The organism is Micromonospora sp. NPDC047527 (assembly GCF_040643015.1).
Lineage (GTDB): Bacteria > Actinomycetota > Actinomycetes > Mycobacteriales > Micromonosporaceae > Micromonospora.
On record NZ_JBEYTK010000005.1, the window covers coordinates 288,062 to 300,577 of the forward strand.

14 protein-coding genes are annotated in these 12,516 nt (G+C 72.0%); 1 reads left to right on the forward strand and 13 read right to left on the reverse strand.

Going from position 1 to position 12,516, the window contains the following annotated elements; all coding sequences use genetic code 11:
- Positions 1 to 153: 153 nt before the first annotated feature.
- The 11 genes from ABZ808_RS21010 to eno all read right to left on the reverse strand — a co-directional run bounded on the left by ABZ808_RS21010 (position 154) and on the right by eno (position 8,810).
- A complete protein-coding gene (locus ABZ808_RS21010; RefSeq protein WP_357008960.1) occupies positions 154 to 957 on the reverse strand; it encodes a DUF4129 domain-containing protein in 804 nt (267 codons plus the stop codon).
- Positions 958 to 978: 21 nt separating this feature from the next.
- Positions 979 to 1,719, reverse strand: a complete 741-nt coding sequence (locus tag ABZ808_RS21015; RefSeq protein ID WP_357008963.1) for a uracil-DNA glycosylase — start codon at positions 1,717 to 1,719, stop codon at positions 979 to 981.
- Positions 1,712 to 2,398 (reverse strand): dienelactone hydrolase family protein, encoded by a 687-nt coding sequence (locus ABZ808_RS21020; RefSeq protein WP_357008966.1) that lies wholly within the window; start codon positions 2,396 to 2,398, stop codon positions 1,712 to 1,714. The genes ABZ808_RS21015 and ABZ808_RS21020 overlap by 8 nt, the downstream gene beginning before the upstream one ends.
- A 214-nt stretch (positions 2,399 to 2,612) precedes the next feature.
- A complete protein-coding gene (locus ABZ808_RS21025) occupies positions 2,613 to 3,083 on the reverse strand; it encodes a hypothetical protein (RefSeq protein ID WP_357008969.1) in 471 nt (156 codons plus the stop codon).
- Positions 3,084 to 3,213: 130 nt separating this feature from the next.
- Entirely contained in the window at positions 3,214 to 4,230 is a 1,017-nt protein-coding gene (locus tag ABZ808_RS21030) for a hypothetical protein (protein WP_357008972.1), read from the reverse strand.
- Positions 4,227 to 4,559 carry a PadR family transcriptional regulator gene (locus ABZ808_RS21035; protein WP_109820301.1) on the reverse strand — a complete coding sequence of 111 codons (333 nt, stop codon included), beginning with the start codon at positions 4,557 to 4,559 and terminating at the stop codon, positions 4,227 to 4,229. The genes ABZ808_RS21030 and ABZ808_RS21035 overlap by 4 nt, the downstream gene beginning before the upstream one ends.
- A 175-nt stretch (positions 4,560 to 4,734) precedes the next feature.
- Entirely contained in the window at positions 4,735 to 5,676 is a 942-nt protein-coding gene (locus ABZ808_RS21040; RefSeq protein WP_357009556.1) for a Ppx/GppA phosphatase family protein, read from the reverse strand.
- Between the two features lie 64 nt (positions 5,677 to 5,740).
- Positions 5,741 to 6,262, reverse strand: coding sequence for an amino-acid N-acetyltransferase (locus tag ABZ808_RS21045; RefSeq protein ID WP_357008975.1), 522 nt, complete (start codon positions 6,260 to 6,262; stop codon positions 5,741 to 5,743).
- On the reverse strand, positions 6,259 to 6,816 hold the full coding sequence (locus ABZ808_RS21050) for a DUF501 domain-containing protein (RefSeq protein ID WP_357008978.1): 558 nt from the start codon (positions 6,814 to 6,816) through the stop codon (positions 6,259 to 6,261). The genes ABZ808_RS21045 and ABZ808_RS21050 overlap by 4 nt, the downstream gene beginning before the upstream one ends.
- Positions 6,817 to 6,850: 34 nt before the next feature.
- Positions 6,851 to 7,492, reverse strand: a complete 642-nt coding sequence (locus tag ABZ808_RS21055) for a septum formation initiator family protein (protein WP_357009558.1) — start codon at positions 7,490 to 7,492, stop codon at positions 6,851 to 6,853.
- A gap of 34 nt (positions 7,493 to 7,526) precedes the next feature.
- Positions 7,527 to 8,810, reverse strand: coding sequence for a phosphopyruvate hydratase (gene eno, locus ABZ808_RS21060; RefSeq protein ID WP_357008981.1), 1,284 nt, complete (start codon positions 8,808 to 8,810; stop codon positions 7,527 to 7,529).
- A gap of 213 nt (positions 8,811 to 9,023) precedes the next feature.
- On the opposite strand from eno, the gene ABZ808_RS21065 reads away from it, so the two are divergent.
- Positions 9,024 to 9,716 (forward strand): hypothetical protein, encoded by a 693-nt coding sequence (locus ABZ808_RS21065; RefSeq protein ID WP_357008984.1) that lies wholly within the window; start codon positions 9,024 to 9,026, stop codon positions 9,714 to 9,716.
- Positions 9,717 to 9,810: 94 nt separating this feature from the next.
- Here the strand turns inward: ABZ808_RS21065 and ABZ808_RS21070 are convergent, their stop codons facing one another.
- Both ABZ808_RS21070 and ABZ808_RS21075 read right to left on the reverse strand, forming a co-directional pair.
- Complete coding sequence (locus ABZ808_RS21070) at positions 9,811 to 11,430, reverse strand: DUF885 domain-containing protein (protein WP_357008987.1); 1,620 nt, start codon at positions 11,428 to 11,430, stop codon at positions 9,811 to 9,813.
- Between the two features lie 99 nt (positions 11,431 to 11,529).
- Positions 11,530 to 12,516, reverse strand: a complete 987-nt coding sequence (locus ABZ808_RS21075; protein WP_357008990.1) for a nucleoside triphosphate pyrophosphohydrolase — start codon at positions 12,514 to 12,516, stop codon at positions 11,530 to 11,532.

Below are 12,516 nucleotides of genomic sequence, written 5' to 3' on the forward strand. Positions count from 1 at the left end.
CCGGGGCTCGCAAAACCGGCTCACTCCTCGCGCTCACCGAACCAGCCTGGGCTCGCGACTGCGGGGCTCGCAAAACCGGCTCACTCCTCGCGCTCACCGAACCAGCCTGGGCTCGCGACTGCGGGGCTCGCAAAACCGGCTCACTCCTCGCGCTCACGCTGGCACCTCGGGAGCACCCATCGTCACGATGGTGAGCTCGCCGCGCAGCCGCCGCAGGGCGGCGCGTGCCTGGTCGCGGGTGCCCTCGTCGACGTCCCGCGTGGCGTACCGGGCCTCGCGGTAGACGTGCGCGAACTCCGCCAGCACGTCGGCGCTGACGATGGCCGGAATCCCGGCCGTCGGGTCGCCCCGCAACAGCCGGGTGACCAGGTCGGTCGGGGTGTCGCCGGGCAGGCGGGGAACGCCGGCCGCGGCGGCGGCCTCCTCGAGGCGTACCCAACAGGCGATCACCGCGACGCGGGGGTCGGTGTCCTGGTCGTCCAACTCCACCAGGCCGGCGTCCAGGGCGGCGACCACCTCGCGGGCGGTGCCCTCGGCGGTACGCCGGGCCCGTTGCGCCGGCAGCGCCCGGGTGGTGCGGCGCATGACGCCCCGAATCAGGATCCAGGTGAGGTAGCCCAACGCGGCGAGGATCGCCAGGCCGAGCAACCCGATCGCCACGGTGGCGATCCATTGCGGGATCTGCGCCTGGGTGGCCTCACCGGCGTCCCTCGGCTCCACCGGGAACGACGACGCCGGCTGCTCCGACGGGTACTCGGGCACCCAGGGAATGTTCTCCGCGGCCGGCGGGATTCGATTGGCCCCGATCGACGAGTGCGCGGAGGCCAGGGCCGCCCCGACGAGCAGGGCGACGACCGCACCCACCGGCCACCAACGCCACAGCAGGCCGAGCACCGGGCGCAGCACCCCCGGCTCGGCGGGCGGGGACGGCGTGGGCGGCCGCGTTCCACTCGTCATCGCCACCACCCCACGCGCATCTCAGTCCACTTCGGCCAACTGCTTGGCCCGGCCGAAGACGTCGTCCAGCATCCCCGGTGTCAGCCGCCCGGTGAAGGTGTTCTGCTGGCTCACGTGGTAACAGCCGAGCAATTCTGGTACGGCCACGCCGGACCAGTGTGCCCCATGCCCGAACGCCGGTCGCGGGCTGGGCGGGCGCTGCCCGTACACCTGGCGTAGCACTGGCCACCACGCGGCCCAGGCGAACGCGCCCAGCGCGACCACGACGCGCAGGGTGGGTCGGATCAGGGTGACCTCGCGGTGCAGCCAGGGCGCGCAGTTGTCCCGCTCGACCGGGGTGGGCTTGTTGTCCGGCGGCGCGCACCGGACGGAGGCGAAGATCCGCGTGTTGCGCAGGGCCAACCCGTCGTCGGCGGCGACGCTTGTCGGCTGGTTGGCCAGCCCGGCCCGGTGCAGGGCGGCGAAGAGCACGTCACCCGACCGGTCGCCGGTGAAGATCCGGCCGGTGCGGTTGCCGCCGTGCGCGGCGGGCGCCAGCCCGAGGATGCCGATCCGCGCGTCCCCGGGACCAAAACCCGGGACCGGGCGGCCCCAGTACTCCTGGTCGCGGAAGGCGGCCCGGCGGGTGCGGGCCACCTCCTCCCGCCACCGGACCAGGCGGGGGCAGGCGAAACAGTCACTGACGGCCGCGTCCAGGTCGGCCAGGTCCCTCGCCCGCGCGGAGCGGGCGACGACCTGATCCGGGGTACGCGACTCAGCCAAGCTTGGCCCGGAACAGTTCCAGGGTGCGTGCCCAGGCGCTGGCGGCGGAGCGCTGGTCGAACGCCTCCGGCCGGTCATCGTTGAAGAAGGCGTGCGCGGTGCCCGGGTAGTCGTAGAGGTGGCAGCTGCCGCCGGCCTCCTCGATGGCCCGGCGGGCGGTCTGCACGCCCTCGCCGGTCGAGGTGCCGTCCTCTTCGGAACAGTGGATGACCGCCGCCTTGCCGGCGTAGTCGGCCCAGTCGGGGCGCATCGACTCCCACGGGAGTACGGGATAGAAGCCGACCGTGGCGACGATCCGCTCGGAGAGCGTCGCGGACCACAACGCCAGGCTGGCACCGGCGCAGAACCCCACGGTGCCGACCTTACCGGTGACCTCCGGCCGACCGACGAGGTATTCGGCCGCGCCGGCGATGTCCTTCGCGGCCTCGTCCATCCGCATCGCCAGCAGCAGCCGCTGCGCCTCGTCGGGCTCGGTGGTGGTCGTGCCGTGGTAGAAGTCCGGGGCGAGGGCGACGAAGCCGGCCTCGGCGAACCGGTCCGCCACCGACCGGATGTGCGGGACCAGGCCCCACCACTCCTGGATGACGATGACGGCTGGGCTGGCCATGCCACTGGCGGGTATCGCGAGATACCCCTCGCTCGTGCCCCCGTTGCTGCGGTAGCTCACCATCTCGCCCATGGGCCGTCCTCCTAGCGGTCAGTCATCGTTGGCTGGTCGCCCAGTGGTCCTACGTGCCGGTAGCCTGCCATGCCGTGACCGCACCGGGGAAGATGCGGAAACAGTGGCATTCACCTCCTGTTTCCCTGCGACGGTGACCCCGCGCACGCTGATGGCGGCGGGGAAGTGTCCCCCGCCGCCATCGACGCTGGTGCCTGGTCTGCCGGTGCTCCGGTCAGGCCTTCTTGGTCAGGCAGAGCACATAGCCGGTCTTGCCCGAGGCGATGCTGGAGAAGACGTACCCCATCTCGTCTTCCTTGAAGAACTCGCTGCACGCGGTGTCGGCCTTGGCCTGGGCGGCGGTCTGCCCGTCGACCCGGCCGACCACGTTGTACGCGGCCTCGGTGGAGGTGCACTCGACGACCTTGGCGCCGCTGACCTCCTCCTGCTCGGTGCCGGTGACCTCGGGCAGCTCGGCGATGCAGTCGCCGGCCTTGGCGTCGGCGGTCTCGTCCTTGTTCAGGTAGCTGCCGATACCGAACTTCAGACCGGCGATGACGACGATCACGAGGATCGTGCCGATGATGCCGAGGGCCTTCTTTGCACCGGATTTCTTCGCCTCCGGCTCGACCGGGGACGGCGTCTCGACGGCCGGCTGGGGTGGTGCGGCGTCGGGCGCGGGGGGCGGTGCGACCTGCTCTGACAACGGGTTTCCTTCCGAGGGCTGGATGAGCAGACGACACCGTAACGATCATTGATTTTCGGTGCTGCCCCGCTCGCCTCGTCCGTTCAGCTATTTCCCAGCTTTCTGTGCACGATCTCGTGTCCGGCGTGACTCAGCTCGTCGCGGTCGGGGTCGGCACACCACTAGGCGTCATGGTGGGGCTCACCGTGGGTTGCCCGCTGGCCGCGCCGGACGGGTCCGGCGTGGTGGTCGGGCCAGGTGTGGCCGTCGGCTCCGGCGTGGGGCTGGGCGTCGTGAACGGGACCGCCGGGCCGGGGGCGCGGCGCCCGAAGGGCGCCTGGTCCGGGCAGTACGGGTACGGCCGCAGCAGCGGGTTGCCGTACTCGTCGATGCGGCCTTCGCAGTCGGGGTAGCCCAGGCGGATCGGGTTGCCGCTCTGGTCGAACAGCCGGGCGTTCTCCACCAGCCGACCCTCGCTGTCGTAGACGAAGACGTCCCGGACCCGGTCGTAGGGGCTGTTGATCGACGCCGGGTCGACGCCGTAGTCGCCGTAGCGCATCCGGTCCTCCGCCTGGATCAGGGCGGAGAGCGCGAAGACCACCAGCACGGCGCTGCCGGCCTGGAGCGCCGAGCGCGGCCAGCGACTCAGCTGGCCGGCACGACGGCCGAGCCAGATCGAGGCGAGCACGAAGCTGACCAACATGATCAGACCGGCGAGCAGTTCGCCGCCGAACCGGGGCAGCAGACCGAAGGTGCCCCCGGTGCTCATCACGGTGATCAGCATCGCCGCCAGGTAACCGCGCAGCACCCACCAGGCGGGTCGCAGCAACCGGAGGAAGTCGCTGGCCGTCTCGTACCCCAGGGCTGGGCCCAGGCCCGTGTCGATCACCCGCAGCCGGGCCCGGACCTTGGCCAGCGCGGTGGCGACCCGCTGGTCGAGGTTGCGCCCGCCGCCCGGGCCGACGCCGGCCGCGACGCGCAACTCGGCGGCGTACGTCTCGGGCTCGCCCAGCCGCTCCACGAGTGTGCCGTCGGCCTCCGCGGCCACCTCGGCGAGGTGGTCGGACAGGTCCTCGGTCAACTCGTCGCGCCGCTCGGGCGGCAGGTCGGCCAGGGCGGCCCGGACGCGTGCCACGTAGTCGGTGATCTCCTGCTCCGTGACGGTCATGCCGCCAGCCCCCGATCGTCGAGCAGACTGTCCATGGTGGTGGCGAACGAGCGCCAGAGCTTGCCGGAGCGGGTCAACTGGTCACGCCCGGCGGCGTTGAGTGAGTAGTACTTCCGGTGCGGGCCCGATTCGCTCGGCACGACGTACGTGGTGAGCAGGCCGGCGGCGAAGAGGCGGCGCAGCGTGCCGTAGACCGAGGCGTCGCCGACCTCTTCCAGGCCGGCCTCGCGGAGCCGGCGCAGGATGTCGTAACCGTAGCCGTCCTCCTCCCGGAGCACGGCCAGGACGGCCAGATCGAGCACGCCCTTCAACAACTGTGTGGTGTCCACGCATTGCACACTAGTGTGCAATGCGAAGTAGCGTCAACGATTCGATCCCGACACGCCGGAGCGGGACGGCGCGCGGGACGGCGCGCGGATGGTGATCGACCCCAGGTCGGCGACCTGGGTATGTCCGATGAGCCGGATACCACCAGGTCGGCGAACTGGAGTCGATCGAACCCAGCTAGTTCGAGGGCTGCTGAAGGCTCCAGGCGATGCCGTCGAGGATGTCGTGCTCCGAGGCGACCACCGACGGCATCCCGGCCCGCTCCATGATCACGCGGAGCACCAGTGCGCCCGCGCCGATCACGTCAGCCCGGCCCGGGTGCATCACCGGGATCGTCAACCGCTGCGCGCTGGTCCGCCCCAGCAGGTCGGCGGTCACCTGGGCCACCGCCTCGTACGACACGCGGGCGTGGTGGATCCGCTCCGGGTCGTACTCGCGCAGGCCCTCGGCGATGGCGACCACGGTGGTGACCGAACCGGCCAGGCCGACCAGCGTGGCCGCGTCGCGGCCGGGCACCACGGCGAGCGCCCTGTCCACGGCGGCGGCGATGTCGGCCTGCGCGGCGTCGATCTGCTCCAGCGTCGGCGGGTCGCCGGGCAGGTGCCGCTCGGTCATCCGGACGCAGCCGATGTCCACCGAGATCGCCGCCCGCACACCACCGGCCCGGTCGCCGACCACGAACTCGGTCGAGCCGCCACCGATGTCGACGACCAGGAACGGCTCCTTCGCGTCGGCGGGCAACCCGCGGACCGCTCCGGTGAACGACAGTCGGGCCTCCTCGTCACCGGTGACCACCTCGGGCGCCACACCCAGGGTGCGCTGAACCATCTCGGTGAAGTCGGCGGCGTTGGCGGCGTCCCGGGACGCCGATGTGGCGCACATCCGCACCCGCTGGGCGCCGAGCTTCTCGATGTCGGCGGCGTACGACGCCAGCGCCACCCGCGTCCGCTCGATCGCCTCCGGCGCGAGTCGCCCCGTCCGGTCCACGCCCTGCCCCAGCCGGACGATCTCCATCCGGCGGGTCACGTCGGTCAGCGGCGCCTCCGCGCCAGCGGACGCGTCGGGCAGGTCGGCGACCAGCAGTCGGATCGAGTTTGTCCCGCAGTCGATGGCCGCCACACGCGTCGTCACCCCGCAACCCTACGACAGCGCACCGGCCGTGCTCGGAGGCGAGCCCACGCGCTCAGAGCCGCAGCAGCATCCGGGTGTTGCCCAACGTGTTCGGCTTGACCCGCTCCAGGTCCAGGAACTCCGCGACACCCTCGTCGTACGAGCGCAGCAACTGCTCGTAGACCGGCTGCGGCACCGGCGCGCCGTCGATCGCCCGGAACCCGAACGAGCCGAAGAAGTGGGTCTCGAAGGTGAGCACGAAGATGCGCGCCACGCCCAACTCACGGGCCGCGTCGATCAACTCACCCACGAGCCGGTGCCCGATCCGCCGGCCCCGGCAGGACGGGTCCACGGCCACCGTGCGGATCTCGGCCAGGTCCTCCCACATCACGTGCAGCGCCCCGCAACCCACCACGGCGCTGTCCTCGGCCCGGACCGCCACCCGGAACTCCTGCACCTGCTCGTAGAGCGTGACAGTGGCCTTGCTCAGCAGCCGCCGGTCGTCGGTGTAGGTGTCGACCAGCCGCCGGATGCCACGCACGTCCCCGGTGCGGGCCCGCCGCACCGTGATCTGATCCTCGGCCTGGGCTGTCATTCGGTCGGGGGCACGTCCACGCACGGGCCAGCCGCCCACCAGGGCTCGACCAGCGCCACCGTCTCGTCGCCGAACGGATTCACGCCAGGGCCGGCACCCAGCGCGTGCCCGAGATGCACGTGCAGGCACTTCACCCGCCCCGGCATCCCACCGGCGGAGATCCCGGCGATCTCCGGCACGTCGCCGATCGCCTCCCGCCGGGCGAGATAGTCCTCGTGCGCGGCCCGGTAGTGCGCGGCCAGCTCCGGATCCGTCGCCAGCCGGTCGGCCATCTCCTTCATCAGCCCGGCCGACTCCAGCCGGCTGCACGCCGCAGTGGCGCGGGGACAGGTCAGATAGAACAGCGTCGGGAACGGGGTGCCGTCGGCGAGGCGGGGCGTCGTCTCCACCACGTCCGGCAGGCCACACGGGCAGCGGTGCGCCACCGCCTGGGTGCCCCGGGGCGTACGGCCGAGCTGCGCCGCCACCGCGGCCAGGTCAGCCTCGGTGGCCGGCTCCCGCTGCGGCAGGGGTACGAAATCCGCCGCCGACTCCGACGGTGGTACGACAGTCACGGTGCCCATCTCTCCTGGTGCGCTGGTCGGTGGATCACTTACCCGGCTGCTGGCTGTCCGCCGCCTGCACGCTCGACCAGAGCGTGTCGTACCAGGTCACCGGGCCGGCCTCGGTGGCCGCGCCGGCCGACTTCCCGGCGTCGCGGGCAGCGCCCTCCGGGTCGTGCAGCACCACCATCATCTTCTCGCCCGGCCGGCCCATGAAGAACCGCTCCCGGGCCTTCGTCTCGATGTACGCCGGGTCCTTCCAGTTGGCGGCCTCGGCTTCGAGCTTGGCGATCTCTTCCTTCTGCACCGCCTGGGCCGCCTCCATCCGCTCGATGTCGGCCTGCTGGTCCAGGTAGACCCGCACCGGATAGGTGTAGGCCAGCGCGAGCGCGATCAGGACCGCGAACAGCACTGTCGCGCGGCCGGTGAAGCGACGGGGGTGGGGTGCGGCGAGCCGCTTGACGGCACCACCGGAGGCGGTGCGCCGGGCAGCGGCCGGACGGTTCGCGGAGCGCACGCCCTCGGCGCCCCGGACCGCGCCCGGTGCCCGACCGGCGGCACCGCGCGGTTCGGCGCGTACGCCCGCGTCCCGGACGGACCCACGGGTGGCCCGGCCACCGCCCGGCCGGCCGGACTGACCCGGCCGGCGGGCGGGACGCTGACCACCCGGTGTGCGGCGCTGCTGCATCGTCACACCCCCTCCCCCGAGGCTTCTGCGCGTCTCAGGCCGAACGGTAGCGCGGGAACGCGCCCGCACCGGCGTAGCGCGCCGCGTCGGCCAGCTCCTCCTCGATCCGGAGCAGCTGGTTGTACTTGGCGACCCGGTCCGAGCGGGCCGGCGCGCCGGTCTTGATCTGACCGCAGCCGGTGGCCACCGCCAGGTCGGCGATGGTGGTGTCCTCGGTCTCGCCGGAGCGGTGGCTCATCATGCACTTGAAGCCGGCCCGGTGGGCCAGGTCCACGGCGTCCAGGGTCTCGGTCAGCGAACCGATCTGGTTGACCTTGACCAGTACGGCGTTCGCCGCCTTCTCCGCGATGCCGCGGGCGATGCGCTGCGGGTTGGTGACGAACAGGTCGTCGCCGACGATCTGCACCCGGTCGCCGATCGAGGCGGTAAGCGTCTGCCAGCCGCTCCAGTCGTCCTCCGCCAGCGGGTCCTCGATCGACACGATCGGGTACTCGTCGGCCAGCTTGGTGTAGTAGGTGCTCATCTCCTCGGCGGACTTCCCGGCACCTTCGAAGGTGTAGGTGCCGTTGTCGAAGAACTCCGTGGCCGCCACGTCGAGGGCGAACACGATGTCGGTGCCGAGCCGGTAGCCGGCCTTCTCGACCGCCTCGGCGATCAGGTCCAGGGCCGCCGCGTTGGTCGGCAGGTTCGGCGCGAAGCCACCCTCGTCGCCGAGCCCGGTCGACAGGCCCTTCTTCTTCAGCACCGACTTCAGCGCGTGGTAGACCTCCGCGCCGGAGCGCAGCGCCTCACGGAAGGTGGGCGCGCCGATCGGCGCGATCATGAATTCCTGGATGTCGACGTTGGAGTCGGCGTGCGCGCCACCGTTGAGGATGTTCATCATCGGCACCGGCAGCAGGTGCGCGTTCGGGCCGCCCAGGTAGCGGAAGAGGCTCAGCTCGGCGCTGCCGGCGGCGGCCTTGGCGACCGCGAGTGAGACGCCGAGGATGGCGTTCGCGCCCAGCTCCGACTTGCTGTCGGTGCCGTCGATGTCGAGCATCTTCTGGTCGATCAGCCGCTGCTCGCTGGCCTCGTACCCGATGATCTGGTCGACGATCTTGTCTTCGACGTTGGAGACCGCCTTCTCCACGCCCTTGCCCTGGTAGCGGCCGGCGTCACCGTCGCGCAGCTCGATCGCCTCGAAGGCGCCGGTGGAGGCGCCGGAGGGCACCGCGGCGCGAGCCACCGTGCCGTCGTCCAGGCCGACCTCGACCTCGACCGTGGGGTTGCCCCGCGAGTCGAGAATCTCCCGGGCGACGATTCCCTCGATGGTTGCCACTGAGTCGCTCCTCGTTGTTGTGATCCGGTCCGTGGGTGGGCCGCGACGGTGCGGCTGAGGCAGGTGTTGAACGCAGCGTATCGGGCGGCGCGAACGGGCACGGCGTCGCCCGCGCACCCGAGGCGGTTTGCGCTGACGGACATTCCCGGATTTCCCGGCCTCAACCGGCAACGGGTTTGCGCTGCGCCGACCCGATCCACCAGGCTGGTCGCCATGCCCGCCGCCTCGACCACCCTCCGCATGTTCGCCGTGTCGGTCATCGCGTCGCTCACGGTCACCGGCTGTCAGACATTCGAGGACGCCGGACGCGCCATGGGCCGTTCCGATCTCGTCAACGACCTCGCCGCCCGACTCGACCGGGCGCTGGAGTTGACCTACACGGCCGACTACCAGCTACCCGGTGGCCAGGCCGCCGCGATCGTGCAGGCGCAGGATCCGGCCCGCTCCGCGTACACCTATCCGGGCGGGCGGCTCACCGTCACCCCGGACGCGGTCACCCGGTGCGCGGAGACCGGCGGCCGCATGGCGTGCACGCTTGTCACACCCCCCACTCCGGGCACCAAGCCCACCGTGGCGCTCTTCGCCGAGGCGAACCAGCAGGGCCTGGTCACCCCACCAGTGGTGGTCGGGATGCTGACGGCCGCCGCGCTCGACCCGCAGGCAGTGATCAAGCAGAGCGACACCACCGTCGCCGGCCACCACGCCGCCTGCGTCGAGGTGCAGCGCGCCGACGGCGACTTCACCGCCTGCGTGACCACCGAGGGTGTGCTGGGCAGCTTCAGCGGCCCGGTCGACGGCAAGCCGACGGAGCTGGCGCTGAGTCGCTACAGCGAGACCGTGCAGCAGGACGCGTTCGACCCGCCCGCCGGCGCCGGCGTGGTGGACCGGCGGCCAGGCGGCTCGTGACCGGCCCGAGCACGATCGCCGCCGTCCCGCCGCGCTGGCTCACCGTCGGGCACCCGTCCGCCGGCCGTGATGGCCCACGGGCCTGGTGGATACCTCAGACGCCGAGCAGGGTGCGCAGGTGGCGCGGCGGCGGGCAGTCGTGGGCGAGCATCGCGTCGTGCCAGTCGCGGACCGACACCCCGTCCGGGCGGGCGGCGGCGATCTCGGCCACCTCGCTGTACCCCACGAAGTAGGTGGAGAGCTGGGTGGAGGTGAGCAGCGCCCGGCGCCACTTGCCGGCAGCCTCGCCCTCCTCCTGGAAGCCACGCCCGGTCATCAACGCCATCGCCTCGGCCTCGGGCAGGTCCTCGGCGTGCACCAGCTGGTCGAGCAACGCGTTGATCGTCATCCGTAGTTGCATCTTGAGCTGCTGCAACCGCACCGGCAGGCCACCGAAGCCGAGGCCCACCATCAGCTCCTCCGCGTACACCGCCCAGCCCTCGATGAACGGGCCGGACTCGGCAAGCGCCCGGACCCGGGTGCCACCGACGTAGCGGCGGGCGTGGGCCAACTGGAGGAAGTGCCCCGGCATCGCCTCGTGCACCGTCAGGTTGCGGATCATGTGGTCGTTGTACTCGCGATAGAACGACTCCACTCGATGCGCTGGCCACTCGGACGGGGTGGGCGCGATGCAGTAGAGGGTGGGCACGGCTGCGGTTTCCAGCGGGCCGGGCGCGTCGCAGTACGCCACCGCGACGCCCCGCGCGAACTCCGGCATCTCCTGGATCACGCACTTGTCGTCGACGAGGGTGACCAGGTCGTGCGCGCGGACGAAGTCGGTCGCCTCGTCCAGGGTCACCCCGGCCAGCTCGACGATCGTCGCGTCGTCCGGGTGCTCGGCGGCGAGCACGTCGAGTGCGCGGCGTACCGCCTCGTCGTCGGCCGGGCCGCCGACCAGCTCGACGGCCGCCTCGCGGATCTCCGCGGTGACCCGGTCCAGGTTGGCCCAGGCGCGGCGCTGGATCTCGGCGGCGCCCAACTCGGTGTCGAGGGTGTGCCAGAGCCGCGCCTCCCAGCGGCGGCGGCCCAGCCGGGGGTCACGCCCCGGGCCCGCGTCGGCGGCCAGGCCGGCGCGCAGCCACGCGACGAACTCCTCCAGCGCGGCGATCGCCGCCGTGGCCGCCGGCTCGACCCGGTCGAGGGCGCTCGGCGCCTGGGCGAGCAGCGGCGGCAGCTCGTCGCGGATCAGCGCGGCCGTGCCGGCGAACTGCCCGACCGCCGTCTCGGCGTGGATGCGGGGCATGTCCCGCAACGTCGCGCGGGCGGTCGCGAGGGCATCCGGTACGGCGGCGAGCCGGCCGGCCAGCTGCGTCAACCGCACCTCGACCGGGGCGTACGGGCGGGCCAGCAGCGGGTGCAGCAGCGGGCCGGGATTGTGGCGTAGCGGGTCCCACTCGTGCGACCGGATCTCGGTCAGCTCGAACAGCTCGCGGTCCACGAATGAGGTGAGAAGCGCGTGATCCACCTGTTCGTCGACGCCGAGCGAGTCCGGGTCCAACTCGGACAGTGCGTTGGCGGCGTCGGAGAGCATCGCCCGATCGGAGGCCAACGCGTCGGCCGACAGATCGGGAAGCCGGTCGTCGAACCGGTGATCCCCGGCAGAGGTGGCAACCCCCGGCCGCGTCTCCAGCAAAGCCTCGACAACCCGCTCCGCCAGAACCCCAAACTCTTCCACCCGGCCCACCCTACCGACCGCCCCCAGCCCTCCCGCCCATTCCGTCGATCATGAAGTTATTGCCGGCCATCTCGGCGAGTCGTGGCTACAACTTCATGATCAACGCGGGTCTGGGGGTGGGGGTTCGGTCTTCCGGAGGGCTTGGGCCTGGGTCAGGGTTACGCGGCGTAGGGCTTCTTCGGGGTTCAGGTTTGCTTTGCGGGCTGTGGCGACCGCGGCTAGGAGGCTGGCGCCTAGGCGGGCTTCCTCGTCTGGCTGGGCATCCGGCGGTGGTAGGGGGACGGTCAGGTTGGCGCGGGCGGCGCGGTCCAGGATCTGCGTGGCGAGAGCCAGGGCCGGCTGGCTCAGCGCGATGCCGTCCAGCACCGAGTCGCGCGCCTTCTCGGCCCGCTTGATCCGCTCCCAGTTCTCGGTGATCTCCTCCAGCGTGCCGGCCTCCGCGCCAGCGAAGACGTGCGGATTACGCCGGATCATCTTGTCGACCAGGCCACCGGCCACGTCGTCGATGGTCCACCGCTCGCCCTCGGGCAACTCCTCTGCGAGCCGGGCGTGCAGCACCACCTGGAGCAGCACGTCGCCCAACTCCTCGCGCAGCGCGTCGGTGTCGTCGGCGATGATCGCGTCGTACGCCTCGTAGCTCTCCTCCAGCAGATAACCGGCGAGGCTGCGGTGCGTCTGGGCCCGCTTCCACGGGTCACCGCCCGGCGAGGCCAGCCGGTCCAGCACGGCCACCGCGTCGAGCAGCCGCGCGCCCGGCGGATCCCACGAGCCGTACATCAGCTCCATTTCGGCCAGCCCCGGCTCCCGGGCCAGCCGCAGGCCCAACTCCCGAGCCAACGACTCGTCGCCCGCGGGACCGGCCAACCACACCACCGTGCCGTGCGCCGCCACCGCGTCCAGCAGCGGCTGCGTCGCCGGGCCGTCCACCACGGCCACGTCGGCGCCCGCCTGGCGCATGGCCGTGGTCAACTCGCTCTCCGCACCGGTCAGCACCGGGTGCTGGCGTACGACGTCCCAGGCGGCGGCCGTGAGCAGGCCGGCCGGCAGCCGGGGCGAGGTGACCAGCAGGACGATCCGTGCCGTCAT

Excerpts from the sequence above, each read along its gene's own strand:
- ABZ808_RS21010 (WP_357008960.1), bottom strand. The coding sequence starts at position 957 with ATGACGAGTGGAACGCGGCCGCCCACGCCGTCCCCGCCCGCCGAGCCG.
- ABZ808_RS21020 (WP_357008966.1), bottom strand. The coding sequence starts at position 2,398 with ATGGGCGAGATGGTGAGCTACCGCAGCAACGGGGGCACGAGCGAGGGG.
- ABZ808_RS21030 (WP_357008972.1), bottom strand. The coding sequence starts at position 4,230 with ATGACCGTCACGGAGCAGGAGATCACCGACTACGTGGCACGCGTCCGG.
- ABZ808_RS21045 (WP_357008975.1), bottom strand. The coding sequence starts at position 6,262 with ATGACAGCCCAGGCCGAGGATCAGATCACGGTGCGGCGGGCCCGCACC.
- ABZ808_RS21055 (WP_357009558.1), bottom strand. The coding sequence starts at position 7,492 with ATGCAGCAGCGCCGCACACCGGGTGGTCAGCGTCCCGCCCGCCGGCCG.
- ABZ808_RS21065 (WP_357008984.1), top strand. The coding sequence starts at position 9,024 with ATGCCCGCCGCCTCGACCACCCTCCGCATGTTCGCCGTGTCGGTCATC.
- ABZ808_RS21075 (WP_357008990.1), bottom strand. The coding sequence starts at position 12,516 with ATGACGGCACGGATCGTCCTGCTGGTCACCTCGCCCCGGCTGCCGGCC.